23 protein-coding genes are annotated in these 24,575 nt (G+C 73.0%); 13 read left to right on the top strand and 10 right to left on the bottom strand.

Annotated features, from left to right (window positions below):
• Nucleotides 1-36: 36 nt before the first annotated feature.
• Nucleotides 37-549 (bottom strand): hypothetical protein, encoded by a 513-nt coding sequence (locus ABZ858_RS15600; protein ID WP_361377358.1) that lies wholly within the window; start codon nucleotides 547-549, stop codon nucleotides 37-39.
• 34 nt (nucleotides 550-583) lie between these two features.
• Nucleotides 584-1,699, bottom strand: a complete 1,116-nt coding sequence (locus tag ABZ858_RS15605; RefSeq protein WP_361377361.1) for a magnesium and cobalt transport protein CorA — start codon at nucleotides 1,697-1,699, stop codon at nucleotides 584-586.
• Nucleotides 1,700-2,187: 488 nt separating this feature from the next.
• Between ABZ858_RS15605 and ABZ858_RS15610 the strand changes: the two genes are divergently transcribed.
• Nucleotides 2,188-2,772: a suppressor of fused domain protein gene (locus ABZ858_RS15610; RefSeq protein ID WP_361377364.1), complete on the top strand. Its 585-nt coding sequence runs from the start codon at nucleotides 2,188-2,190 to the stop codon at nucleotides 2,770-2,772.
• A gap of 58 nt (nucleotides 2,773-2,830) precedes the next feature.
• On the opposite strand, the gene ABZ858_RS15615 is transcribed toward ABZ858_RS15610, so the two are convergent.
• Complete coding sequence (locus ABZ858_RS15615; protein ID WP_361377367.1) at nucleotides 2,831-4,066, bottom strand: MFS transporter; 1,236 nt, start codon at nucleotides 4,064-4,066, stop codon at nucleotides 2,831-2,833.
• 203 nt (nucleotides 4,067-4,269) lie between these two features.
• Here ABZ858_RS15615 and ABZ858_RS15620 point away from each other — a divergent pair, with 203 nt between their 5' ends.
• The 3 genes from ABZ858_RS15620 (at nucleotide 4,270) to ABZ858_RS15630 (ending at nucleotide 6,588) form a co-directional block, all read left to right on the top strand.
• Nucleotides 4,270-4,911 carry a DUF6758 family protein gene (locus ABZ858_RS15620; protein ID WP_361377370.1) on the top strand — a complete coding sequence of 214 codons (642 nt, stop codon included), beginning with the start codon at nucleotides 4,270-4,272 and terminating at the stop codon, nucleotides 4,909-4,911.
• A 134-nt stretch (nucleotides 4,912-5,045) separates the two neighbouring features.
• On the top strand, nucleotides 5,046-5,915 hold the full coding sequence (locus ABZ858_RS15625) for a PHP domain-containing protein (RefSeq protein ID WP_361377373.1): 870 nt from the start codon (nucleotides 5,046-5,048) through the stop codon (nucleotides 5,913-5,915).
• 67 nt (nucleotides 5,916-5,982) lie between these two features.
• Nucleotides 5,983-6,588: a MarC family protein gene (locus tag ABZ858_RS15630; RefSeq protein WP_361377376.1), complete on the top strand. Its 606-nt coding sequence runs from the start codon at nucleotides 5,983-5,985 to the stop codon at nucleotides 6,586-6,588.
• A 101-nt stretch (nucleotides 6,589-6,689) separates the two neighbouring features.
• Here ABZ858_RS15630 and ABZ858_RS15635 read toward each other — a convergent pair whose 3' ends face one another.
• Nucleotides 6,690-6,842: a hypothetical protein gene (locus ABZ858_RS15635; protein ID WP_361377379.1), complete on the bottom strand. Its 153-nt coding sequence runs from the start codon at nucleotides 6,840-6,842 to the stop codon at nucleotides 6,690-6,692.
• Nucleotides 6,843-7,086: 244 nt separating this feature from the next.
• On the opposite strand from ABZ858_RS15635, the gene ABZ858_RS15640 reads away from it, so the two are divergent.
• A complete protein-coding gene (locus ABZ858_RS15640) occupies nucleotides 7,087-7,995 on the top strand; it encodes an NYN domain-containing protein (RefSeq protein ID WP_361378005.1) in 909 nt (302 codons plus the stop codon).
• Nucleotides 7,996-8,044: 49 nt separating this feature from the next.
• On the opposite strand, the gene ABZ858_RS15645 is transcribed toward ABZ858_RS15640, so the two are convergent.
• Nucleotides 8,045-8,971, bottom strand: a complete 927-nt coding sequence (locus tag ABZ858_RS15645) for an alpha/beta hydrolase (RefSeq protein WP_361377382.1) — start codon at nucleotides 8,969-8,971, stop codon at nucleotides 8,045-8,047.
• A gap of 101 nt (nucleotides 8,972-9,072) precedes the next feature.
• Nucleotides 9,073-11,781, bottom strand: a complete 2,709-nt coding sequence (locus ABZ858_RS15650; protein ID WP_361377385.1) for a DEAD/DEAH box helicase — start codon at nucleotides 11,779-11,781, stop codon at nucleotides 9,073-9,075.
• A gap of 528 nt (nucleotides 11,782-12,309) precedes the next feature.
• Here ABZ858_RS15650 and ABZ858_RS15655 point away from each other — a divergent pair.
• Nucleotides 12,310-13,056 (top strand): ferritin-like fold-containing protein, encoded by a 747-nt coding sequence (locus ABZ858_RS15655; RefSeq protein WP_361377388.1) that lies wholly within the window; start codon nucleotides 12,310-12,312, stop codon nucleotides 13,054-13,056.
• An 89-nt stretch (nucleotides 13,057-13,145) separates the two neighbouring features.
• Here the strand turns inward: ABZ858_RS15655 and ABZ858_RS15660 are convergent, their stop codons facing one another.
• From ABZ858_RS15660 to ABZ858_RS15675, 4 genes are all read right to left on the bottom strand, one after another.
• A complete protein-coding gene (locus tag ABZ858_RS15660) occupies nucleotides 13,146-13,418 on the bottom strand; it encodes a hypothetical protein (protein ID WP_361378008.1) in 273 nt (90 codons plus the stop codon).
• Nucleotides 13,419-13,625: 207 nt separating this feature from the next.
• Nucleotides 13,626-13,853: a DUF3107 domain-containing protein gene (locus ABZ858_RS15665; RefSeq protein ID WP_361377391.1), complete on the bottom strand. Its 228-nt coding sequence runs from the start codon at nucleotides 13,851-13,853 to the stop codon at nucleotides 13,626-13,628.
• 185 nt (nucleotides 13,854-14,038) lie between these two features.
• A complete protein-coding gene (locus ABZ858_RS15670; protein ID WP_361377394.1) occupies nucleotides 14,039-14,683 on the bottom strand; it encodes a TetR/AcrR family transcriptional regulator in 645 nt (214 codons plus the stop codon).
• 243 nt (nucleotides 14,684-14,926) lie between these two features.
• Nucleotides 14,927-15,154, bottom strand: coding sequence for a hypothetical protein (locus tag ABZ858_RS15675; RefSeq protein ID WP_361377397.1), 228 nt, complete (start codon nucleotides 15,152-15,154; stop codon nucleotides 14,927-14,929).
• A gap of 238 nt (nucleotides 15,155-15,392) precedes the next feature.
• Between ABZ858_RS15675 and ABZ858_RS15680 the strand changes: the two genes are divergently transcribed.
• The 7 genes from ABZ858_RS15680 to ABZ858_RS15710 all read left to right on the top strand — a co-directional run bounded on the left by ABZ858_RS15680 (nucleotide 15,393) and on the right by ABZ858_RS15710 (nucleotide 24,435).
• Nucleotides 15,393-16,517, top strand: coding sequence for an alpha/beta hydrolase (locus ABZ858_RS15680; RefSeq protein ID WP_361377400.1), 1,125 nt, complete (start codon nucleotides 15,393-15,395; stop codon nucleotides 16,515-16,517).
• A 320-nt stretch (nucleotides 16,518-16,837) separates the two neighbouring features.
• Complete coding sequence (locus ABZ858_RS15685; RefSeq protein WP_361377403.1) at nucleotides 16,838-18,616, top strand: DUF3152 domain-containing protein; 1,779 nt, start codon at nucleotides 16,838-16,840, stop codon at nucleotides 18,614-18,616.
• Between the two features lie 57 nt (nucleotides 18,617-18,673).
• A complete protein-coding gene (locus ABZ858_RS15690) occupies nucleotides 18,674-18,766 on the top strand; it encodes an Ms4533A family Cys-rich leader peptide (RefSeq protein WP_361377406.1) in 93 nt (30 codons plus the stop codon).
• Nucleotides 18,767-18,997: 231 nt separating this feature from the next.
• A complete protein-coding gene (locus ABZ858_RS15695) occupies nucleotides 18,998-20,716 on the top strand; it encodes an ABC transporter substrate-binding protein (protein ID WP_361377409.1) in 1,719 nt (572 codons plus the stop codon).
• 4 nt (nucleotides 20,717-20,720) lie between these two features.
• Nucleotides 20,721-21,830: an ABC transporter permease gene (locus tag ABZ858_RS15700; RefSeq protein WP_361377412.1), complete on the top strand. Its 1,110-nt coding sequence runs from the start codon at nucleotides 20,721-20,723 to the stop codon at nucleotides 21,828-21,830.
• Complete coding sequence (locus ABZ858_RS15705) at nucleotides 21,827-22,834, top strand: ABC transporter permease (RefSeq protein ID WP_361377415.1); 1,008 nt, start codon at nucleotides 21,827-21,829, stop codon at nucleotides 22,832-22,834. Before ABZ858_RS15700 ends, ABZ858_RS15705 begins: the two co-directional genes overlap by 4 nt.
• The gene (locus ABZ858_RS15710) at nucleotides 22,831-24,435 is read left to right on the top strand and encodes an ABC transporter ATP-binding protein (protein ID WP_361377418.1); all 1,605 of its coding nucleotides are present in this window, start codon (nucleotides 22,831-22,833) and stop codon (nucleotides 24,433-24,435) included. The genes ABZ858_RS15705 and ABZ858_RS15710 overlap by 4 nt, the downstream gene beginning before the upstream one ends.
• Nucleotides 24,436-24,575 lie beyond the last annotated feature (140 nt).

Consider the following 24,575-nt stretch of genomic DNA (forward strand, 5'->3'; position numbering starts at 1 on the left):
CCCGGCCCCGGCCGCCCCGGAGCCGCGCCCCGGTGCTCACTTCCGCCGGCGCTTCCCCAGCAGCAGCCGGGGCAGCCCCGGCGGGACGGGCCGCCGGGTCGTCGCCGGGGTCGGCAGCGGCGCCTCGGCGAGCGGGCCGTCGGGCAGCGGCGCGGTCGTCCCGGTGGGCTCCAGGCGCAGCACCCGGCACTCGCGGGCCCACCGCCCGGTCATGGCCTCGCCGTCGGGCGCGTTCAGGCGCTTGCCCTTCAGCTCGGCGACCGCCGCCCGCCACGCCTCGCTGTCCGGCGCGAGCTGCACGACCCGGGCCGCCCAGGTGACCAGCCGGCCGCCCTTGTCCTTGCTGCGCACGGTCACCTCGGCCGGGCCGCCGTCGGCCAGCCCCGGCAGCGGCTGCTCGCCGGGCCCGTCGCCGACCAGGCAGGCCGCGCCCTCGTGCCAGACGTGCCACAGGGCACGCGCCGGGACGCCGGGACCGCTCACCCAGATGAGACCGGACTTCTTGGTGGCCTCCTCGACGAGGGCCCGCTGGAGCAGCGCGTCTGTCATGGCAGAAGCGTAACGAGGCACGCCCCCGGCGCCCTCACAGCCAGCCGTTGCGCTTGAGCGTGCGGTGGATGCCCAGGCAGATCACGGCCGTGATGCCCATGATCACCGGGTAGCCGTACCGCCAGTGCAGCTCCGGCATGTGCTGGAAGTTCATGCCGTACACCCCGCACACCATCGTCGGTACGGCGATGATCGCGGCCCACGCGGTGATCTTCCGCATGTCCTCGTTCTGCGCGACGGACGCCTGGGCCAGGTTGGCCTGGAGGATGGAGTTGAGCAGTTCGTCGAAGCCGATGACCTGCTCCTGGACCCGGGCGAGGTGGTCGGCCACGTCCCGGAAGTACTTCTGGATGTCCGGGTCGACCAGCCGCATCGGCCGCTCGCTCAGCAGCTGCATGGGCCGCAGCAGCGGCGACACCGCCCGCTTGAACTCCATCACCTCGCGCTTGAGCTGGTAGATCCGGCCGGCGTCGGTGCCGCGCGGGGTGCCGCCCCGGCCGGGCGAGAACACCTCGGTCTCCACGTCGTCCACGTCGTCCTGGAGGGCGGAGGCGACCGCGATGTAGCCGTCCACGACGTGGTCGGCGATGGCGTGCAGCACCGCCGAGGGGCCCTTGGCGAGCAGCTCCGGGTCCTCCTGGAGCCGGTGCCGCAGGGCGCGCAGCGAGCCCTGGCCGCCGTGCCGGACGGTGATGAAGAAGTCCCGCCCGGTGAAGCACATGACCTCGCCGGTCTCCACGACCTCGCTGTTGGCGGTGAGCTGGTCGTGGTCGACGTAGTGGATGGTCTTGAAGACGGTGAACAGCGAGTCGTCGTAGCGCTCCAGCTTGGGCCGCTGGTGGGCCTGGACGGCGTCCTCCACGGCCAGCGGGTGCAGCCCGAACTCGGAGGCGATGCCCGCGAACTCGGCCCCGGTCGGCTCGTGCAGGCCGATCCACACGAAGCCCCCGTCGCGCCGCACCAGGCGCATCGCCTCCTGCGGCGTGAGCGTCGCGGGGGTCGCCACGCGGGCGCCGTCGCGGTAGACGGCGCAGTCGACGACGGCCGAGGGCGTCGCCGGGTCGCGGGTGGTGTCGTACGTGCCGTTGTCCTTGCGCGCTGCCGGGCGGGACGGGCGGACCACGGCTCGCAGGTCACGGATCATCGACATGGCGGGGCTCCTTCGTGACGAGCGACGAAGAGAGGCCGACGGCGGTCGGAACTGCCCGGAATGAGGACGTGGGGTGCGCGATGTTTCGCACGTCCACAAAGCGGGGAGCACCGCACCATCGCGGTGGCGGACTTCGTCACTGATACGGATCAGGCAGACCGTCGGATCTGATGACCGGACGGTCAGGCAAGCGAACGAAGTGCTCTTCCGTACGACGCGCACAAGGGCACGAAGGCGAGAGGTGGCGGGTCAGCCGGAGCCGGAACAGCTACATCAGCGGCGGGAAGAGCGGGTGCTACTGCACGGTCGACTTCGATCCATGACAGCCCCACCTCCTCCGGCCGGTCCCTCGTAAGGGAGTCCCATCGGCGTCGGAGCCTGATCGCGACGCTTCTGCGTGCTGCCCCGAACGACCGGCCCACCGTACCAGTCGGCGAACGTGTCAAGGTGCCGCTTTGCCGCGTACTGACGAGTTCTATGCTCGCCGCATGGCAGATGTACTTCCTCTGGTCGAGGCCCGGCTGCGTTCCGCGCTGGGCGAGCCGGACGCGCGCGCCGCGGTCACCTTCCTCGGCACGGACCGTATCGAGGTGCTCCGCTTCCAGGAGGGCGACATCGTGCGGTACGCCACGCTCGGCATGTCCGCCCACCCGATGACGGACCCCACGGCGGTGCTCGCCGACCCGGTCGAGGGGCCGCGCGCCGAACTCGTGCTGTCGGTCCGGGCCGGCCGCGCCGACACCGGCAAGGTGCTCCGCCCGCTCGCCGTGCTCGGCGCCTCCCCGCAGGTCGAGGGCCTGGTCGTGGCGCCGGGCGCGTCGCTCGACGTGGGCGAGGCGCTGTGGCCCGGGGCGCCCTTCACCTCGGTCCTGGTGGCCGAGTCCGGCGGCCTGGTGGAGGACCTGGAACTGGACGCGCCGCTGGAGCCCGTACGGTTCCTGCCGCTGCTGCCGATGACGCCGAACGAGGCCGCCTACAAGCGGGTGCACGGCGCGCAGGCGCTCCAGGAACGCTGGCTGGCCAACGGGACGGACCTGCGGGACCCGGCCCGCAGGTCCGTCCCGCTGGAGTGAGCGGGCCCACCGAGGCGATGCCGGAGGTGAGCCCCGCTCAGGGAATGGCCCGAACGCGTCAGTTGGCGAAGACGGTGACGCCGTCCTCGGTGGCGTGGCGCGGCTCCAGCTCCTCCGCCTCGTGGGTGAGCGCCCGGCGCCGTACCAGGACCACCAGCGCGCCCAGCAGCGCGGTCGCGCCGGCCACCACGAACGGGATGTGGAGGTCGCTCCACTCCTCGATCTTCGGCGCGAGGTAGGGAGCCGCGGCGGCGGCGAACCAGCGCACGAAGTTGTAGCCCGCGCTCGCCACCGGGCGCGGCGCGTCCGACACGCCGAGCGCCAGTTCGGTGTAGACGGTGTTGTTCACGCCGATGAACGCGCCGGACAGGACGGTGCACACGATCGCGGTGGTGTGGTCGCCGTAGCCGAGCACGATCACGTCGGCGGCGAGCAGCACCAGCGAGCCGCCGAGCACCTTCAGCGAGCCGAACCGCGCCTGCATGCGCGGCGCCACCAGCACCGAGAAGACGGCCAGCAGCAGGCCCCAGGCGAAGAACACCGCGCCCGACTTGTACGGCGTCATGTTCAGCACGAACGGGGTGAAGGCCAGCACGGTGAAGAACGTGTAGTTGTAGAAGAACGCCGAGGCGGCCGCCGAGGCGAGACCGCCGTGGCCGAGCGCCTTGATCGGGTCGAGGAGCGAGGTCTTGCGGGCCGGCTTGGGCTGCTCCTTCAGGAACACCGTGATGCACAGGAAGCCGATGGCCATCAGGCACGCGGTGCCGAAGAACGGGTAGCGCCAGCTCGCGTTGCCGAGCAGCGCGCCGACCAGGGGGCCGCAGGCCATGCCGAGGCCCAGCGCGGACTCGTACAGCAGGATCGCCGCCGCGCTGCCGCCGGCCGCCGCGCCGACGATGACGGCGAGGGCCGTGGACACGAAGAGCGCGTTGCCCAGGCCCCAGCCGGCCCGGAAGCCGATCAGCTGGCCGACGGAGCCGGAGGTGCCGGCCAGTCCGGCGAAGACCACCACGAAGGCGAGGCCGAGCAGCAGGGTCTTCTTGCCGCCGATGCGGCTGGAGACGAAGCCGGTGACCAGCATCGCCACGGCGGTGATCAGGAAGTACGAGGTGAAGAGCAGCGAGACCTGGCTCGGTGTGGCGTCCAGGCCCTTGGCTATGGAGGGCAGGATCGGGTCCACCAGGCCGATGCCCATGAAGGCGACGACGGACGCGCCGGCCGTCGCCCAGACTGCCTTCGGCTGCCGCAGGAGGCTGCCCGCGCCCGCGTCGAAGGGGTCCGCGTCCACGTCCATGCGTGCTCCAATCCGGACGGTAGGGGGAGGGGAGGGGGAGATGGGAGGGGTTGAGCGGGAGGGGTAGATGGTTGGCTTATGCACATAGTAAGTTAGCTCGGCTAATTAATGCAAGGTGCATCTAGTTCTTCCTGGTCAGCCGTTGCCCCCGGACGGGTGATCGTCCTTGACGCGGCGCGGTCCGGGTAGGACCGTGGGGCTCTATGAGGGGCGAACCCAGTTGCCCGAGGTGCGGTGGCCGGGTCAGGGCTCCCGGCCTCTTCAATGACTCCTGGCAGTGCGCCGCGCACGGGACGGTGCATCCGGTGCAGCCCGTGGTCCCGCCCGGCGTCGAGGCCCTCGGCGTCGTCGTGCGGCGCACTCAGGTGCCGGTGTGGATGCCGTGGCCGCTGCCGGTCGGCTGGCTGTTCACCGGGGTGGCCAGCGCGGGCGACGACCGCAGCGGCGGCCGCGCCACCGCCGTGGTGTGCTCCGGCCCCGGACCGCTCGGCGGCATGGGCGAACTGATCCTGGTCGCCGAGGAACTCGGCGTCGGCCTCGGCGCGCGCTACGCCGGCATCGAGGGCCCGGACCCCGGCCTCTGCCTGAACGTCGAGAAACCGCCGGACGCCAAGGTCCTGGCCGGCGGCCGGCCGACCCCGCTCTGGCACGTCTCCGACACCCCCGCCGACCGCGCCGTCTTCGCGGGCGAGGCGTGCGGGCTGTGGCTGTGGGCGGTGGTGTGGCCCGAGCAGTCGGGCCTGCTGATGTACGACGAACTGGTCCTGGCCGACCTGCGCGACGCGGGCGCCGAACTGGAACTGGTGCCGTGCGGCGCGCTGTCACCGCGGCTGCTGCGGCCGTGACGGCCTCGCCTGCGGGGGGATGGAACGCGGGACTGTAGGGGGCGGGCCGCGGATGCGGCTGTGACCGGGCATCCGCCGGCTCCCGTTATCCTTGGGTGTCCCCTTCCGTCCCGTCACCGCCTGGAGTCCGTGTCGTGCGCATCGACCTGCACACCCACTCCACCGCGTCCGACGGCACGGACACCCCGGCCGAACTGGTGCGGAACGCCGCCGCGGCCGGCCTGGACGTCGTCGCGCTGACCGACCACGACACCACCCGCGGCCACGCCGAGGCGCTCGCCGCGCTGCCCGCCGGGCTCACCCTGGTGACCGGCGCCGAACTCTCCTGCCGCGTCGACGGCATCAGCATGCACATGCTGGCCTACCTCTTCGACCCCGAGGAGCCCGCGCTGCTCGCCGAGCGCGAGCTGGTCCGCGACGACCGGGTGCCCCGCGCGAAGGGCATGATCGCCAAGCTGAACGAGCTGGGCGTGCCGGTCACCTGGGAGCAGGTCGCGCGGATCGCGGGCGACGGCTCGGTCGGCCGCCCGCACGTCGCCACCGCGCTGGTGGAGCTGGGCGTCGTAGCCACCGTCGGTGACGCCTTCACCGACCAGTGGCTGGCCGACCGCGGCCGGGCCTGGGTCGGCAAGCACGAGACGGACCCGTTCGAGGCCATCCGGCTGGTCAAGGGCGCCGGCGGGGTCTGCGTCCTCGCCCACCCGGCCGCCGCCAAGCGGGGCCGCACGGTCCCCGAGTCCCGGATCGCCGAGCTGGCCGCCGCCGGCCTCGACGGCATCGAGGCCGACCACATGGACCACGACCCCGACACCCGGACGCGGCTGCGCGGCCTGGCGAAGGACCTGGGACTGCTGGTCACCGGCTCCAGCGACTACCACGGCAGCCGCAAGACCGTCCCGCTCGGCGAGTTCACCACGCACCCCGACGTGTACGGCGAGATCACGCGGCGGGCCACCGGGGCGTTCCCCGTGCCCGGGGCCGGCGGAACGGCCGGCGCGGCCTGAGCCCCGCCCCCACCGCACGCTCCGTCAGCTTCCTCTCCCCAGCACATGAGCAAGGCCAGTACACGCGATGTTCGACGCTGCCGTCTTCGGCTCCCTGTTCCTCACCCTTTTCGTCATCATGGATCCCCCCGGGATCACCCCGATCTTCCTCGCGCTGACCGCCGGACGCCCCGGCAAGGTGCAGAAGCGCATGGCCTTCCAGGCCGTCTGCGTGGCCGGCGGCGTCATCGCCGTGTTCGGGGTGCTCGGCCACCAGATCCTCGACTACCTGCATGTGTCCGTCCCCGCGCTGATGATCGCGGGCGGGCTGCTCCTGCTGCTCATCGCCCTCGACCTGCTCACCGGCAAGACGGACGAGCCCAAGGCGACCAAGGACGTCAACGTCGCCCTGGTCCCGCTGGGCATGCCGCTGCTCGCCGGGCCCGGCGCGATCGTGTCCGTCATCCTCGCCGTGCAGAAGGCCGACAGCGTCGGCTCGCAGATCTCGGTGTGGTCGGCGATCCTCGCGATCCACGTCGTGCTGTGGCTGGTGATGCGTTACTCGCTGCTGATCATCCGGGTCATCAAGGACGGCGGTGTGGTCCTGGTGACGCGTCTTGCCGGCATGATGCTCTCCGCGATCGCCGTGCAGCAGATCATCAACGGCATCACCCAGGTGGTCCGGGGCGCCTGACGCCCGCTCGGCACACGGACGCCCGCTCGGCACACGGAGCCCCCGCAGGCGCGCGTCAGGTGCGCCTGCGGGGGCTCCGGGCGATCGGAAACGGTCCGGCGCTATGAAGCCGGGCTGTCGGCCGGGCGGATCCAGAGCCGCTGGCCGATTGCGGCGGCCTGCTGCACGATCCGGTTGACGGAGGCGGCGTCCACGACGGTGCTGTCCACGGTGGTGCCGTCGACCTCGTCGAGTCGCATGATCTCGAAGCGCATGGGCTTCTCCCTTCGTCTGGTCATCCTCCTGCGGAGAATTACTTGGAGATGGTCGGTGCGGAGATGGTGGTGCGCGTGGCGGAGATGCCCTGCGTTCCGTATGGGTACAACGAGATGCAGGTGGCAAACATTCCCTACGCTAAGGAAATTTTTCGAGCGGCTAATGAGTGCCGGTCCGCCGCCCCCGGACCGACCGTTCGGGGCCGGTTGTACTCGCTGTGTGACCGACGGGATGATGGTGGTGATGAACGAGGCCAGGAACGAAGACCGCGCGGCGCTCGCCGCCCGCATCGACCGCACGAACGAGCTGCTGGTCCGCATGCTCGCCGAGGTGGCCAAGACACCCTCGACCCACGCGATCTTCGTCGACGCCGGATACCTGTACGCCGCCGCCGGCCGGCTGGTCGCCGGCACCGAGGACCGGCGCGCCTTCGACCTGGACGCCGAGGGCCTGATCGACGCGCTCATCGACCGGGCCCGCACGGTCTTCGCCGACAGCCGGCTGCTGCGCGTCTACTGGTACGACGGCGCCCGGCGCCGTATCCACACCGCCGAGCAGCAGTCGATCGCCGAACTGCCCGACGTCAAGGTCCGCCTCGGCAACCTCAACGCCAACAACCAGCAGAAGGGCGTCGACTCCCTCATCCGCTCGGACCTGGAGTCCCTGGCCCGGCACCGCGCCATCAGCGACGCCGCCCTGCTCGGCGGCGACGAGGACCTGGTCTCCGCGGTAGAGGCCGCCCAGGGCTACGGGGCCCGCGTCCACCTGTGGGGCATCGAGGCCCCCGAGGGCCGCAACCAGGCCGAGCCCCTGCTGTGGGAGGTCGACAGCCAGCGCACCCTCGACCTCGACTTCTTCAAGCCCTACGTCTCCCGGCGCACAGCGGTCACCTACGACCCGGCGGGCACCACCCGCCCCACCCGCGAGGACGTCCGCTTCGTCGGCGCGCAGATCGCCGCGAAGTGGCTCGCGGCGCGCGGCCGGGACAGCCTCGGGGAACTCCTGCCCGGCCACCCCTATCTGCCCGGCTCGGTCGACCAGGACCTGCTGGTCGAGGCGGAGGGCCTGCTCCAGTACTCGCTGCGCGGCCAGGCGGACCTGCGCCGCGCCCTGCGCGACGGCTTCTGGGACCACCTCCAGGCGCAGTACTAGTCTTCTGAATCAGGAATTCTCTTCAGATGTGTAGGGCCGGCCGCCCGGCTTACCGGCCGGTGCTGTCCCAGAAGTCCGCGACGGCCTCGGCGGTGGCGAGCGGCCGGTCGCAGTTGGGCGAGTGCTCGGCGCCCTCGACGACCGTGCGGCGCGCGCCGAGCCGTACGGCCATGCCGTCCAGCAGCGGCACCGGCCAGGCGTCGTCCCGGGCGCCCGAGAGCACATGGAACGGCAGCGGGAGCGCGGCGAGTTCGGCGACCCGGTCCGGCTCCACGCACAACTGGTGCCCGGTGACGATGAGCTGGGCGGCCCGGGTGCCCAGCCAGCGACGCCGCAGGTCCGCCTGGGTGGGGGCGCCGGAATCGAGGGCGAGACCGCCGTCGGTGCCGGTGCCGGCGGGGGTGCCGGTGCCGGTGGCGGTGCGGGGGTCGGTGTCGGCGGGTGTCTCCATCAGCTGCATGAGATCCCAGACCTCGGCCATCGAGTGCACGGCCAGCGCGTCCCGCAGCAGTTTCACGCGCTGCTGCTGCGGCACGGAGATCTCCGCCGGGCCGGAGGACATCAGGGTCAGCGACAAGAAGGGGGAGTGGTCGAGGAGCGCGGCCGCCCGGGCGACGAGTCCCCCGAGGGAGTGCCCGAGCAGATGCACGGGCGTGCCGAGCGCGGCCGCCTGGGCGAGGACGTCCCGCGCCAGGGCGTCCTGGGCGTAGGCCGACTCGTCGTCCTCGGGCCCCTCCGACTCGAACTGCCCGCGCCCGTCCACGGCCACGGTCCGGTATCCGCGCGCCGCGAGCGGCTCCAGCAGCGGATGGAAGTCCTCCTTGCTCCCGGTGAAGCCGGGCACGAGCAGCGCCGTGCCTCTCGGCTCGGCACCGGGCGCCGCGGGCGCGTCGACGACGGCGAACTCGCCGCGCGCGGTGCGCAGCCGGTAGGCCCGGGCACCGGGCGGCGGGGTGAACGTCGGGGGCCTGCTCATGCGGTGAAGGTTATCGGGCCGGCGGACGCGAACGCCGACGGCCCGGCCCACACGAGGTGAGCCGGGCCGTCGGACCGTACGGTCGCGGGGCGCCGCCGGGATCAGGCTTCCGCGGACTCCGCCACGGCGGCCGCCTTCCGGGCCCTGCGCACCACCGGCTTCGCCTCCGTCGCCTCGGCCGCGTCAGCGGTCTCGGCGGCCTTGCGGGTCCGGCGGCGCGGCTTGGCCTCCGGCTCACCGGTGGCCTGCGCCGGAATCTCCGGCATGACGGCCACGGTGCTCGCGGCGGTCTTGCGGGTACGGCGCTTCGGCTTGGCCTCGGCGGCCTCGGCCGTGGCGACGGTGTCCGCCGCGGCTTCGGCGCTCTCCGCGGTGGTCGCCTTGGGAGCGGCGGTCTTGCGGACCCGCTTCGGCTTGGCCTCGGCGGCTTCGGCCGTCGCTACGGCGTCCGCCGCGGCTTCGGCGGTGGTCGCCTTGGTGGCGGCGGCCGTCTTGCGGACCCGCTTGGGCTTGGCCTCGGCGGCGGTGTCGTCCGTGGCGGTCGCGGCCTTGGTGGCGGCGGTCTTGCGGACGCGCTTCGGCTTGGCCTCCACCGCTTCGGCCGTCTCGACGACGGCTTCGGCGGCTGCGGGGGCCTCCGTGGTGGTCGCCTTGGTGGCGGCGGCCTTGCGGGTGCGCTTGGGCTTGACCTCCGCCGCAGCGTCGTCGGTGACGGGGGCTGCCTTGGCGGCGGCCGTCTTGCGGACGCGCTTCGGCTTGGCCTCCACCGGTTCCACCGACTCCGCCGTCTCCGGCGTCGCGGCGGTCTCCACCGACTCCACGGCTTCCGCGGCCTTGCGCGTACGGCGACGCGGCTTGGCCTCGGTGGCCTCGGCCGTCTCGACGGCGGCTTCGGCGGCCGCGGGAGTCTCCGCGGGGGCCACCTCGGCGACGGCCTTGCGGACGCGCTTCGGCTTGGCCGCCGGCTCGGCGTCCGTGCCCTCGGCCGTGGCCACGGCCGCCTCGGCGGCGGGCACGGCCTTCTTGCGGGTGCGGCGCGGTGCCGGGGCGGCGACCTCGGCCTCGGCCGGGACCGCCACCGGGGCCTGCGGCGCCTCCGGCGCCTGCGCGACGACCGGGGCAGCCGCCTCGGTCGGCGTCACCACGGGCTCCGCCGACTTGCCGCGGGTCCGGCGGCGGCGCGGCTTCTCCGCGGCCTCCGGCGTGTCGAGGGCCTGGCCCTCCACCGCCGTCACCACGGCTTCCGGACTCCGCGCGGGGGCGGGCGCCGGCTGCGGCTCGGCGGTGACCGGCGCGGCGGAGGCCACCGGCTGCGCCGACGCGCCGTTGCGGGTGCGACGGCGGCGGCGCGGGGTCCGGGTGGCGGTCGTCTCGTCGGCGGCGGCAGGCTCGACCGACGCGGCCTCGGCGGGCGCGCCGCTGGCCTGCGTACCCGAAGGCGTGGCGGACGGGTCCAACGTCGCACCACCGCGGGTACGGCGCCGACGACGCGGTGTGCGCGCCGGGCGCTCACGGTCGGTGGTGCGCTCCTCGGAGCGACCGCCACGGGAACCGTGCTCACCACGGTCACCGCGCTCGCCCCGGCCGCCGCCGCGCGCACCGCGCGCACCGCGGCCGCCGGTCTCGCCGAGGTCCTCCAGCTCCTCCGCGTCCAGCCCGGCGCGGGTGCGCTCGGAACGCGGCAGGATGCCCTTCGTGCCCTCCGGGATGCCCAGGTCGGTGAAGAGGTGCGGGGAGGTGGAGTACGTCTCCGGCGGGTCGTTGAAGTCCAGCTGCAGCGCCTTGTTGATCAGCTGCCAGCGCGGGATGTCGTCCCAGTCGACGAGGGTGATCGCCGTACCCTTGGCGCCCGCGCGGCCGGTGCGGCCGATGCGGTGCAGGTACGTCTTCTCCTCCTCCGGCGACTGGTAGTTGATGACGTGGGTCACGCCCTCGACGTCGATGCCGCGGGCGGCGACGTCGGTGCAGACGAGGACGTCCACCTTGCCGTTGCGGAAGGCGCGCAGCGCCTGCTCGCGGGCGCCCTGGCCGAGGTCGCCGTGGACCGCGCCGGAGGCGAAACCGCGCTGCTTGAGCTGGTCGGCGAGGTCGGCCGCCGTGCGCTTGGTGCGGCAGAAGACCATCGCGAGCCCGCGGCTCTCGGCCTGCAGGATGCGCGCGACCATCTCGGGCTTGTCCATGTTGTGCGCGCGGTAGATGAACTGGGTGGTGTTGGCCACCGTCGTGCCCTCGTCGTCCGGCGCGGTGGCGCGGATGTGCGTGGGCTGCGACATGTAGCGGCGGGCCAGTCCGATCACCGCGCCCGGCATGGTGGCCGAGAACAGCATGGTCTGCCGGCGGGCCGGCAGCATGCCGATGATCTTCTCGACGTCGGGCAGGAAGCCCAGGTCGAGCATCTCGTCGGCCTCGTCCAGGACGAGGGCCTTGACGTGCTTGAGGTTCAGCTTCTTCTGGCCGGCCAGGTCCAGCAGCCGGCCCGGGGTGCCGACGACCACGTCGACGCCCTTCTTCAAGGCCTCGACCTGGGGCTCGTAGGCCCGGCCGCCGTAGATCGCGGTGACCCGCACATTGCGCACCTTGCCGGCGGTCAGCAGGTCGTTGGTGACCTGCGTGCACAGCTCGCGCGTGGGGACGACGACGAGCGCCTGCGGGGCGTCGGTGAGGGCCTCGGGCTTGGCGCGCCCGGCCTCGACGTCGGCGGGGACGGTCACGCGCTCCAGGAGCGGAAGGCCGAAGCCGAGCGTCTTGCCGGTGCCGGTCTTGGCCTGGCCGATGACATCCGTGCCCGACAGGGCCACGGGGAGTGTCATCTCCTGAATGGGGAAGGGGGTGATGATGCCGACGGCCTCCAGGGCCTCGGCGGTCTCGGGAAGGATTCCGAGCTCTCGGAACGTCGTAGTCAGGGTGCTGCCTCTTCTGTGTGTGCGGTGCGAGGCGAACGCGGGGGTCGTGTCGGACCGTGCCGGGGACGTCGGCGGCCGTACGGGCGAACCGCTCAGGCCGGCCGTGTGGCACGGGACCTCTACCGACGCTCTGAGGAGCTGTCCTCGGGACAGCGCCAGCGCTCGTACCGCTGAGGGTGTCCCTCCGATCGTCGTACGCGTCGAGGCGTACGGTCAGGGAGGGCTGTCGGGTCGGAGCCGATCGGGCCTCCGACCGGGCATCCTCATGCGTGCGGCCTGTCGGTGTGCGTCGAGAAGCCTCGGCGTACTCAGCAGGCGCATTACCACCATACCCCGGAATCGCGCACACGCGATGGCCGATTCGGTCACGTAGTCGTCGTCACACTGCTCGGCCGGGGCGTTCGGGGGCTCGGTGAGCGGGCTATTGTGCGCTGCATGACGAGCTCTGACAAGCCTGACCAGGCCGCCGACGCACCCGCCGAACGCACCGGGATCGCCGCCCAGGACTGGGCGACGGCCGCCGCCGACCCGCAGTACCGCGCCGCGCTCGTGGACCTGCTCGGCGCGCTCGCGTACGGGGAGCTGGCGGCGTTCGAACGGCTCGCGGAGGACGCCAAGCTGGCGCCCACCCTGGCGGACAAGGCGGAACTGGCGAAGATGGCCTCGGCCGAGTTCCACCACTTCGAGCGGCTGCGCGACCGGCTCACGGAGATCGGCGCGGAGCCGACCGCGGCCATGGACCCCTTCGTCGCCGCGCTCGACGGCTTCCACCGGCAGACGGCGCCGTCGGACTGGCTGGAGGGCCTGGTCAAGGCGTACGTCGGCGACTCGATCGCCAGTGACTTCTACCGGGAGGTCGCCGCCCGCCTGGACACCGACACCCGCGAGCTGGTCCTGGCCGTCCTCGACGACACCGGGCACGCCGGGTTCGCGGTGGAGAAGGTGCGCGCCGCGATCGACGCCGACCCGCGGGTGGGCGGCCGGCTCGCGCTGTGGGCGCGGCGGCTGATGGGCGAGGCCCTGTCGCAGTCGCAGCGGGTCGTGGCCGACCGGGACGCGCTGTCCACGATGCTCGTCGGCGGCGTGGCGGACGGTTTCGACCTCGCCGAGGTCGGCCGGATGTTCACCCGCATCACCGAGGCGCACACCAAGCGGATGGCCGCGCTGGGACTGGCCGCCTGACCCCTCGCGGGCCAGGGGATCGCCGCGGGACCGGGGATCGCCGCGGGGGCGGGTCGGTGGTCAGAGGCTGTGCCGCCGCCGGTGCCGGATCAGGCCGGCGCCGAGCGCCGGCGCAGTCTTCCCGCGGGGCGCAGCAGCAGGGAGAGCGAGGCGGCCGAGACGACGGCCGCGCCGAGCAGGCTCGACAGCACGGACCCCGAGCCGCCCAGCGCGCTGTGGGTGACGAAGTCGCCGAAGAGGGCGCCCGCGCCCCCGGTGGAGAGCACCAGCAGCCGCGAGGGCAGCCGGTGCGCCAGGCGGCGGACCGCCGCCCAGCCGAGCAGCAGACCGAGCGCTGCGGAGCCGAGCGCCTCCAAGAAAATCACGGGTCCCTCCCACACGGTCGGCCGATGCCGCGGTCACTGGCCGTCATACCCCTGACCTGCGGAATGCAACCCTCCCCTGTGGGCCGTTTGTGAGTCCTTTGTGAAGATCGGGAGAACAGGGGGGACAGGGGGACAGGGGGAGCAGGGGGACAGGAGAGGGGCCCGGCGGTCATCGACCGCCGGGCCCCTCTTCGCCTTCGTGCCTTACAGCGCCCCGAAGCCCACCTTGCGCGGGGCCGCCTCGCCCAGCTCGACGTAGGCGAGACGCTCGGCCGGCACCAGCACCTTGCGACCGTGCTCGTCCACGAGGGTCAGCAGCTGCGACTTGCCGGCCAGTGCCTCGGCCACCGCCCGCTCGACTTCCTCGGCGCTCTGACCGCTCTCCAGAACGATCTCGCGGGGCGCGTGCTGCACGCCGATCTTGACCTCCACGGCTATGTCCCTCCGACGGTCAGTGAAGTGCGCGACCTTACGCGCCGTACCCCGACACATTAGCCCGGTGAGGGGACGGACATGCTCCGCCGGAGAACGCCACGAGCGAACACCGGACGGGAACAACGGCGAGAGCAGGGGGCGGGAGCCGGGGGGGCGGAGGCAGGGGTGCGCACGCCGGCGGCTCAGTGGTGCGCGTCGCTGCCGTGCAGCGGGAATCCCGCGATACCGCGCCACGCCAGCGAGGTCAGCAGCTGGACCGCCTGGTCGCGCGGGACACTGCGGTCGCTGTGCAGCCAGGAGCGGGCCACCACCTGCGCGAGGCCGCCCAGGCCCGAGGCGAGCAGCATCGATTCGGCGCGCGAGAGGCCGGTGTCCTCGGCGATGACCTCGCAGATCGCCTCGGCGCACTCGGTGGTGACCTTGTCGACGCGCTCGCGCACGGCGGGCTCGTTGGTCAGGTCGGACTCGAAGACCAGCCGGAAGGCGCCGCCGTCGTCCTCGACGTACGCGAAGTAGGCGTCCATCGTGGCCCGCACGCGCTGCTTGTTGTCGCTGGTCGACGCCAGCGCGCTGCGCACCGACTGGATCAGCGCCTCGCAGTGCTGGTCGAGGAGCGCCAGATAGAGGTCGAGCTTGCCCGGGAAGTGCTGGTAGAGCACGGGCTTGCTGACTCCGGCGCGCTCGGCGATGTCGTCCATCGCGGCCGCGTGGTAGCCCTGCGCCACGAAGACTTCCTGGGCGGCGCCCAGCAGCTGGTTCCGCCGGGCACGGCGCGGCAGGCGCGTGCCTCGCGGGCGTGCCGCCTCTGTCTGCTCGATGGCTGTCACGCCGCCTCCCAAAGTCGTCCCTGCGCGGTGTGCGCCGCGCCGCCATCGTACTTTTCGGTAACCGTCCTGTGCGCGGTGCGGACGCAGAATTTCACGGAGCGGACGGTGACGAAAGCGGCGAAGACGGTTTCAAAGAGACCCAGTCCGGGCAGGAGCGTGCGCCGCCGCTGTCCCGCGGCGGTCTCCCGCGTCCACGGGGCCGGGGTGGTCGCGGCGGGCGCCGGGCCGGCGGTGGCCGCCCGGTCAGCGGTAGTCGTCCTCGTCCAGGGACACGACCCGCGCCTGCTCGACGAGGTCGGCCTCGTTGCCGCGGCCGGGGTCCACGTCCGTCAGCGGGTCGTCGTCCTCGGGCGCGATGTCCGCGTGCTGCTCGGCGGCATCGCCCTCCGGGGCCTCGACACCGATCTCCGCCGCGTTCTCGGTCGCGTCCCCGTCCGCGAACGTCTCGGGATCGGTGGGGTCGAATGCCATGCTGGGCTCCCTTCCTGTGCACGTCCCTGCGCATGTCCTGGTGAGTGTGCATGTGCCCGGAAGAAGCGGGGCCACATGCGATGCAGGGGCTACATGCGGGTGCCCTCGCTTCGAGGGTAGGAGACACCCGATCCTGATGCCATGCGATCGGGGTCGCGCATGCGTACGATCCACGGCGTGGCGTACCTGTGATGGCGAACACATGAACCACGGCGTGATCGTCTCGTAACATTGCCGCATGCCTTCGACCGAGCTGCCTTCCGTGCCGCCCGCCAATGTTCTTCCCCGGGTGGCGCCCGTAGCGGTCGAGGAAGGGGAACGGCTGCGCTCGGCCGAACTGCCGGGGATCACCCTGACGGTGCGCTCCCGGCCCCCCGCGCGCGAGGGCCTGCCGCGCGCGCTGTACGTGCACGGACTCGGCGGCTCCTCGCGGAACTGGTCGGCGCTGATGCCGCTGCTCGACGACGTCGTCGACGGCGAGGCGGTCGACCTGCCGGGCTTCGGCGACTCCCCGCCGCCCGACGACGGCGACTACTCCATCACCGCGCACGCCCGCGCGGTGATCCGTTTCCTGGACTCCTCCGGCGGCGGCCCCGTCCATCTGTTCGGCAACTCCCTCGGCGGCGCCGTCTCGACGCGCGTCGCCGCGCTCCGCCCGGACCTCGTCCGCACGCTCACACTGGTCTCGCCCGCGCTGCCCGAGCTGCGGGTGCAGCGCAGCGCCGTGCCGACCGGACTGCTCGCCCTGCCGGGCATCGCCGCGCTCTTCACCCGGCTCACCCGGGAGTGGACGCCCGAGCAGCGGGTCCGCGGCGTCATGGCCCTCTGCTACGGGAACCCCGAGCAGGTCACGCCGGAGGAGTTCGGCAACGCGGTGCGGGAGATGGAACGGCGGCTGCGGCTGCCGTACTTCTGGGACGCGATGGCACGCTCCGCGCGCGGGATCGTGGACGCGTACACACTGGGCGGCCAGCACGGGCTGTGGCGCCAGGCCGAGCGGGTCCTCGCCCCCACCCTGCTGGTTTACGGCGGCCGGGACCAGCTCGTCGGCTACCGTATGGCCCGCCGGGCCGCCCGCGCCTTCCGCGACTCCCGCCTGCTGACCCTGCCGGACGCCGGTCACGTGGCGATGATGGAGTATCCGGAGACGGTGGCCACCGCGTTCCTGGACCTGCTGGCCGAGACCGCGGAGCGCGGCCGGGGGCGGGCTGCCGGGCCGGCGACGGGAACGGCGGCGACGACGGCAGCCGGGAAAACGGCAGCCGGGAAACCGGGGGAGTGGGAGAAACCGGAAGCCGGTAGCGCCGGTTATGGAAGCACGGGGGCCGACGACAGGGCTTCCGGCGACGACAAGAGGGGCTGACGGGCCAGGTGGGACGCCACAGCCGCCGCGGACCCGCCCCCACGGGCGAGACGGCGGACACAACTGCAGCACAGCGGGACGACCGGCCCGGCCTGCCCGGCCAGGACCACGGAGCCCACGGCCAGGATCGCGGGGTTCGCGGCGAGGGCCACGGGGTTCGCGGCGAGGGCCGTGACGGCCGCGAGAGCCCCGGACCTGGGGCAGCGGCGGGGCAGGGCGGGATTCCCCGGGCCCGCCAGGAACCGGACGCGGGTGCGATGCCCCCCGGGCGACTGCCGGGTTCCTCGTCGGACTCCGTCCCGTCCCGGGGTGCTCGTACGATGACCGGTCAATCGCCGTACACCGGAGCGGGTTTGCCGGACGGTACGCCCGCGCGGGGTGTGCCGAGGCTCGGGGACGGTACTCCGGCGCATGGCGCGCCCAGGTTCACGGACGGCACTCCGGCGCACGGGGTGCCGCGTCTGCCGGACGGTACGCCCGCGCATGGCGTGCCGAGGTTCGAGGACGGTACTCCGGCGCATGGCGCGCCCAGGTTCACGGACGGCACTCCGGCGCGCGGGGTGCCGCGTCTGCCGGACGGTGCGCCCGCGCGGGGTGTGCCGAGGTTCGGGGACGGTACGCCCGCGCGGGGTGTGCCCCGGATGCCCGACAGCACTCGCGCGCGCGATGTTCCCGAGGCGCGTGGCGGGCACCCCGAGCAGCGTGAGGCCGGGGGCGGCTGGGGAGAGCCGCAGTCGTGGACCGGGCCCGCCGCCGACGCCGGCCGGGGACGGCCGGGAGCGGCCGGTCCCGGCGCGTCGGCGGGCACGATGCCCGGCCCTGGTGTCCACGCCGGTCCTGGTGTCCACGCCGGCCCCGCCGCCCCGACCCGACGCGGACGAGGCAGGTCCGCCGTGCCTGCCCCCGCCGCTCCGGCCGACCCCGCGACCGGCTCCCACCCCAGCCCCTACGCCGGCCCCTCCGGGCACCCCGCCACAAGTCCCTCCGCCCCCGGTGCCGCCCCGGGCGTCCCCATCCCCCGGCAGCGGCAGGCGCCGCCCCCTGGCCCCCGGCAGGAGTACCTCGACGCGTTCGGCAAGCGCGATGGTGGCGGCGACGACGGCGACGGTGACGACGTCTTCGCGCCCCGCCCACGCGGCGCCGCGCGCCCCCCGGCCGACCCGGGGACCAAGGACGAGTCCCGCGCCGGCGCCGAGGCCGGTGTCCACGCCGACGCCGCTACCGAGGCAACCCCCGCCGGTGCCGGCACCACCCCGCCGCCCACCGGCACCGACAAGCCCGCGCGCCATACGGGCGGCGCCAAGGGACGTACCTTCACCGGCATCGCCGCCGCAGCCGTCACCACCGTGCTCGCCGTCATCGTCGCCGGGCAGGTGGCCGAGGGCCGGGCGGGCGCCGGGACGCGGTCGCAGGCCGCCACCGAGCAGGGCCGGGACGCCCACGCGCTCGCGGGTACCGGCGGCGGGACGGCCGCGTCGCCGGGAGCCCCCGCGCCGCAGCTCACGTACGACCAGAAGATGGACACGAAGTACGCGATGGCCCCCACCCTGAAGGGGTCGGGCCGCTTCGAGACGGTCCCCGGCTTCGCCAAGGCGCCCGGCCGGGGGCACAAGTTCACCTACCGCGTCGACATGGAGCAGGGCCTCGGACTCGACGGCGCTCTCTTCGCCGACGCCGTGCAGAAGACGCTCAACGACGACCGCAGCTGGGCGCACGACGGCGCGCGCACCTTCGAGCGGGTCTCCACCGGGAAGCCCGACTTCGTGATCACGCTGGCCAGTCCCGGCACCACCGCCGCCTGGTGCGCCAAGTCCGGCCTGGACACCACCGAGGACAACGTCTCGTGCGACTCGGCCGCCACCGAGCGCGTGATGATCAACGTGTACCGGTGGGCGCAGGGCTCGAAGACGTACGGCGACAAGATGTACTCCTACCGGCAGATGTTGATCAACCACGAGGTGGGTCACCGGCTCGGCCACAACCACGTCAGCTGCGAGAAGAACGGCGAGCTGGCGCCGGTCATGCAGCAGCAGACGAAGTTCCTGGATCACGACGGAATCCACTGTCTGCCCAACCCCTGGCCGTACCCGAAGAGTTGACGCACGCGGCGAAAGCCGTGTTGACAATGTGCCGAACGCTCGTTCATATTTCTGCGCATGTGGTCCCGTCACGCCGTCAACAGCGCCGCCATCGAGCTGGCGCTCCTTGGCGTGACCGCCCTCTGTGTGGCCGACATCCACTGTCGCTGACGCCCGCCCCCGGCGTGCGCGTCGCGTTTCTCGCGTCCTCGCCGTGAACCTCCCCGGTTCCCGGTGAGCCTTCCCTGATCACGGTCCCCGTGCGCGGTTCCCCGCCGCACGGCGGTCCGGCTCACGGTGATCCGACGACCCGCCGCCGAGGCAGACGTCTGCTCGATGTCGTCTCACTCCTCGTCAATTCGTCTCGCGATCCGAGACACCTTCCGAGAGGTCGTCACCCCGATGCGCCAACCGTCCGTCAACGCCCGCCGCGTGGCCGCGGCATCCGTCACCCTGGTCGTGGCAGCGGGCGTCGCCGCCTGCGGGCCGAAGGACAGCGGCGCCCAGGGTGCCGGCGGCGGCTCCCAGCCCCACAAGGGCGGCACCCTCACCGTCCTGAACGCGCAGCCCCAGGAGAACTTCGACCCCGCCCGCCTCTACACCTCCGGCGGCGGCAACGTCCCCTCCCTCGTCTTCCGTACGCTCACCACCCGCAACCGCGAGAACGGCGCCGCCGGCGCGAAGGTCGTCCCGGACCTCGCCACCGACACCGGGCGCCCCGACAAGGACGCGACCGTGTGGACGTACACGCTCAAGGCGGGCCTGAAGTACGAGGACGGCACCCCGATCACCTCGGCCGACATCAAGTACGGCATCGAGCGCTCCTTCGCCCCCGAACTCTCCGGCGGCGCTCCTTACCTGCGGGACTGGCTGGTCGGCGCGGCCGGCTACCAGGGGCCGTACAAGGACAAGAAGGGCCTGTCCGCGATCGAGACGCCGGACAGCCGGACCATCGTCTTCCATCTGGACAAGCCCGAGGGCGAGTTCCCGTACCTGGCCACCCAGACGCAGTTCACGCCGGTGCCGCGGAGCAAGGACACCGGCACCAAGTACGAGGAGCACCCCCTCTCGTCGGGGCCGTACAAGGTCGTCAGCAACGAGAACGACGGCGAGCACCTCGTCCTGGCGCGCAACCCCCACTGGTCCGCCGCCACCGACGCCGAGCGCAAGGCGTACCCCGACCGGATCGACGTGCGCTCCGGCCTGGACTCCTCGGTGATCGACCAGCGGCTCTCCGCCTCCCAGGGCGCGGACGCCGCCGCCGTCACCACCGACACCAACCTCGGCCCGGCCGAACTCGCCAAGGTGAGCGGCGACAAGGAGCTGGCCGCGCGCGTGGGCACCGGCCACTTCGGCTACACGAACTACATAGCCTTCAACCCGAAGGTCAAGCCGTTCGACGACATCAGGGTGCGGCAGGCGATCTCGTACGCCATCGACCGGTCCTCCGTGGTCAACGCGGCCGGCGGCAGCGCGCTCGCCGAACCCGCCACCACCTTCCTGCCGAACCAGAAGTCCTTCGGCTACACGCCCTACGACCTCTTCCCGGCCGGCCCGTCCGGCGACCCGGCCAAGGCCAAGGAGCTGCTGGCGCAGGCCGGGTACAAGAGCGGTCTCACCGTGACGCTCACCCACTCCAACGCCAAGGACTTCGAGACCAGCCCGGAGATCGCCACCGCGATCCAGGACGCCCTCAAGAAGGCCGGCATCACCGTCAGACTCCAGGGCCTGGAGGACAACGACTACAAGGCCAAGATCCACGACGTCGGCACCGAGCCGGGCTTCTTCCTCGCCCACTGGGGCGCCGACTGGCCCTCCGGCGGCCCCTTCCTGGCCCCGATCTTCGACGGCCGCCAGATCGTCAAGGACGGCGCCAACTTCAACACCGGCCTGCTGAACGACAAGTCGGTCAACACCGAGATTGACTCGATCAACAAGTTGACGGATCTTGACGCCGCCGCCCGGCGGTGGGGTGCACTGGACAAGAAGATCGGCGAGCAGGCCCTGACCGTGCCGCTGTTCCACCCCGTCTACAAGCGCCTGTACGGCAAGGACGTCAAGAACATCGTGATCAGCGACTGGACCGGCGTCCTGGACATCTCCCAGATCGCGGTGAAGTGACACCGTGAGCGAGGCACTCGTCGCCGTCGAGGCCGCCGGGACGGACACAGCCGTCCCGGTGGCCTCGGGGGCCCGTCAGTTCTGGCGGCGGCTGCGTGCGCAGCGCGCCGCCCTCGTCGCGGCGGCCGTAGTCGCGCTGCTCGTCGTGGTCGCGCTCGCCGCGCCCCTGCTCGCCGCGCTGGAGGGCCAGGACCCGACCACCTACCACCCGTCCCTGATCGACTCCGCGCGCGGCGGCGTGCCGGTGGGCGCGTTCGGCGGGGCCGGCGCCGACCACTGGCTCGGCGTGGAACCGCAGACCGGGCGCGACCTGTTCGCCCGGCTGGTGTACGGGGCACGGATCTCGCTGGGCGTGGCGCTCGCCGCGACCCTCGTGCAGATCGTCATCGGGGTCGCGGTCGGCGTGGCCTCCGCGCTCGGCAACCGCTGGGTCGACCAGCTGCTGAGCCGGGCCACCGACATCATCGTCGCCATGCCGCTGATGATCATGTCGCTGGCGCTGCTCGCGATCGTCCCGGCGAGCTTCCCGCGCCCGGCCCTGGTCGCCCTCGTCATCGGCCTGATCGCCTGGGGCAGCGTCGCGAAGATCGTCCGCGCCCAGACACTCACCCTGAAGGGGCTCGACCATGTCGCCGCCGCCCGGCTCAGCGGCTGGGGCGGCTGGCGGATCACCCGCCGCGAGCTGCTGCCCGGACTGGCCGCCCCGGTCATCACCTACGCCGCGCTGCTCGTCCCCATCAACATCTCCGCCGAGGCCGCGCTGTCCTTCCTCGGGGTGGGCGTGAAGCCGCCGACCCCGTCCTGGGGGCAGATGCTCACCGCGGCCGACGTCTGGTACCAGGCCGCGCCGCAGTACCTGATGCTGCCCGCGGGCGCCCTGTTCGTGACCGTCGTCGCCCTGACCGTGCTCGGGGACGGCGTACGCACGGCCCTCGACCCGCGCGCGGCCTCCCGCCTGCGCGTCGGCACGGGCCGCAGACGCGAGGCCGACGCGGAGCCGGATGGTGCGGCGCCGCCGCGCAGGGCGGAGACGCCCGGCGCGCTGCCGCGCACGACGGAGACGCCCGGTGCGCTGCCGCGCACGGCGGGGGCGGACCAGGAGGGGACCGGATGAACGTCCTCGGCGGACTCGGAGGGTTCGCGTTGCGCCGCGCCCTGGGCGCCGTGGCCACCCTCCTCGCCATCTCGGTCATCGTCTACGTCGTCTTCTACGCGGCCCCCGGCAACGTCGCCCAGATCACCTGCGGCCCGCGCTGCTCACCGGAACAGGTGCACCAGGTCGCCCAGCAACTGCGCCTGGAGGACCCGCTGTACCTGCGCTACTGGCACTTCCTCGAAGGGCTCGTGGCCGGACACGACTACTCCACCGGCACCTCGGTGGAGCACTGCCCGGCGCCCTGCCTCGGGATCTCCTACCAGAGTGGCCGGCAGGTCCTCGCCCTCATCCTGGGCAAGCTCCCGGTGAGCCTGTCCCTCGTGTTCGGCGCGATGGTGCTCTGGCTCGTCCTGGGCGTCGGCACCGGCGTCCTGTCCGCCTGGCGGCGCGGCCGCGTCTCGGAGCGGGTGCTCACCGCCGTCACGCTCGCCGGCACCGCGACACCCGTGTTCGTCATCGGGCTGGTCCTGATGATCGTCGTCTGCGGCGAGTTCCAGTGGCTGCCGTTCCCGCAGTACGTGAACCTCACCGACGACCCCGAGCAATGGGCCTGGAACCTGCTGCTGCCGTGGCTCTCGCTCGCCCTGATCGAGGCCGCCGCCTTCGCCCGGCTCACCCGGGCCGCCATGCTGGAGACCCTCGCCGAGGACCACATCCACACCTTCCGGGCGTACGGGGTCGGCGAACGGTCGGTGGTCGGCCGGCACGCGCTGCGCGGGGCCCTGGCGCCCGTCATCGCGCTGAACGCCAACAACTTCGGTTCGGCGGTCGGCGGCGCGGTCCTCACCGAGACCCTGTTCGGGCTGCCCGGCATCGGCCAGGAACTGGTGCACGCGGTGAACGTCGTCGACCTGCCGGTGGTCGTCGGCATGGTCCTGGTCGTCGGCTTCTTCGTGGTCATCGCCAACTCCGTCGCGGACGTGCTGTTCGCGGTGGCCGACCGACGGGTGGTCCTCGCATGAGCCTGGTGGAAGTCAGCGGCCTGACGGTCGAGTTCGGGCCGCTGCGCGCCGTCGACGACCTCTCCTTCCACCTGGCGCCCGGCCGCGCGCTGGCCCTGGTCGGCGAGTCCGGCTCGGGCAAGTCCACGGTCGCCTCGGCTTTGCTGGGGCTGCACCGGGGTACCGGCGCCCGGGTGACCGGCTCGGTGCGGGTGGCCGGCACCGACGTCCAGCAGGCGTCCGACGAGGAGCTGCGGCGGCTGCGCGGCGCCAGGGCCGCCATGGTCTTCCAGGACCCGCTGTCCTCGCTCGACCCGTACTACGCCGTCGGGGACCAGATCGCCGAGGTGTACCGCACGCACGCGCGTGCGTCCCGGCGGGCGGCACGCGCGCGTGCGGTCCAGGTGCTGGACCGGGTCGGCATCCCGGACGCGGTCCGGCGCTCCCGGGCGCGGCCGCACGAGTTCAGCGGCGGCATGCGCCAGCGCGCCCTGATCGCCATGGCGCTGGCCTGCGCGCCCGACCTGCTGATCGCCGACGAGCCGACCACCGCGCTCGACGTGACCGTCCAGGCGCAGATCCTCGACCTGCTGCACACGCTGCGCGAGGAGACCGGCATGGGCCTGCTGCTCGTCACGCACGACGTCGGCGTCGCCGCCGGGAGCGTCGACGAGGTGCTGGTCATGCGGCACGGCCGAGCGGTCGAACACGGGCCCGTCACCCGTGTCCTGGGGGCGCCCGCCGCGCCGTACACCCGGGAACTGCTGGGCGCGGTGCCGCGCGTGGAGGTCGCCCGCGCGCCGTCGGCGGTCTCGGACGAGATCGTCCTGGAGGCGACCGGGCTGCGGCGCGAGTTCGGGCGCGGCAGACGGGCCCTGGCGGCCGTGGACGGCGTGTCGCTGGCCGTCCGCCGGGGCGAGACGGTCGGCGTCGTCGGAGAGAGCGGCAGCGGCAAGACCACGCTGGGACGGATGCTGGTCGGGCTCCTGGAGCCGACGGCCGGCGAGGTCCGCTTCGAGGGCCGCGCCCGCGCCGGTACGGACCCGGCCGTGCAGATGGTCTTCCAGGACCCCGTCTCCTCCCTCAACCCCCGGCGCAGCGTGGGCGAGTCCGTCGCGGACCCGCTCCGCGCGCGCGGCGAACGCGACGAACGATGCATCCGGGGGCGCGTGAGCGAACTGCTGGAGCGCGTGGGGCTCGAAGCGGCGCACTACGACCGCTATCCGCACGAGTTCAGCGGCGGACAGCGCCAGCGCGTGGGCATCGCGCGGGCGCTCGCCGCGGACCCGCGCGTGATCGTGTGCGACGAGCCCGTCTCCGCCCTCGACGTCACCACCCAGGCGCAGGTGGTCGCCCTGCTCGGCGAGTTGCAGCGGGAACTGGGGATCGCGCTGGTCTTCATCGCCCACGACCTGGCCGTGGTGCGCCAGGTCAGCGACCGGGTCGCGGTGATGCGGCGGGGACGGATCGTCGAGGAGGGCCCGGCCGACGAGGTGTACGAGTCGCCCCGCGACCCCTACACGAGACAGCTCCTGGCCGCCGTGCCCGCGCTCGACCCCGAGGTCGCGGCCCGGCGGCGCGCGCAGCGGCGGGAGGGGGGCCGGGAACCGGCCGCGGCCTGACCGCGCGGACCCGGGCGGTCCCCTAGCGCGCCGAAACGCGCCCCGCCCGGGAAAGTCACGACCGTTCACCCCTTCTGGTGGCGCGACGGACAACCGTCCATCGCGCCACCGGCATGTCCGCATACGTTCTTCCCGCTGCG

This window comes from Streptomyces sp. NPDC047017, from assembly GCF_040644175.1.
In the GTDB taxonomy this organism is placed as follows: Bacteria; Actinomycetota; Actinomycetes; order Streptomycetales; family Streptomycetaceae; genus Streptomyces.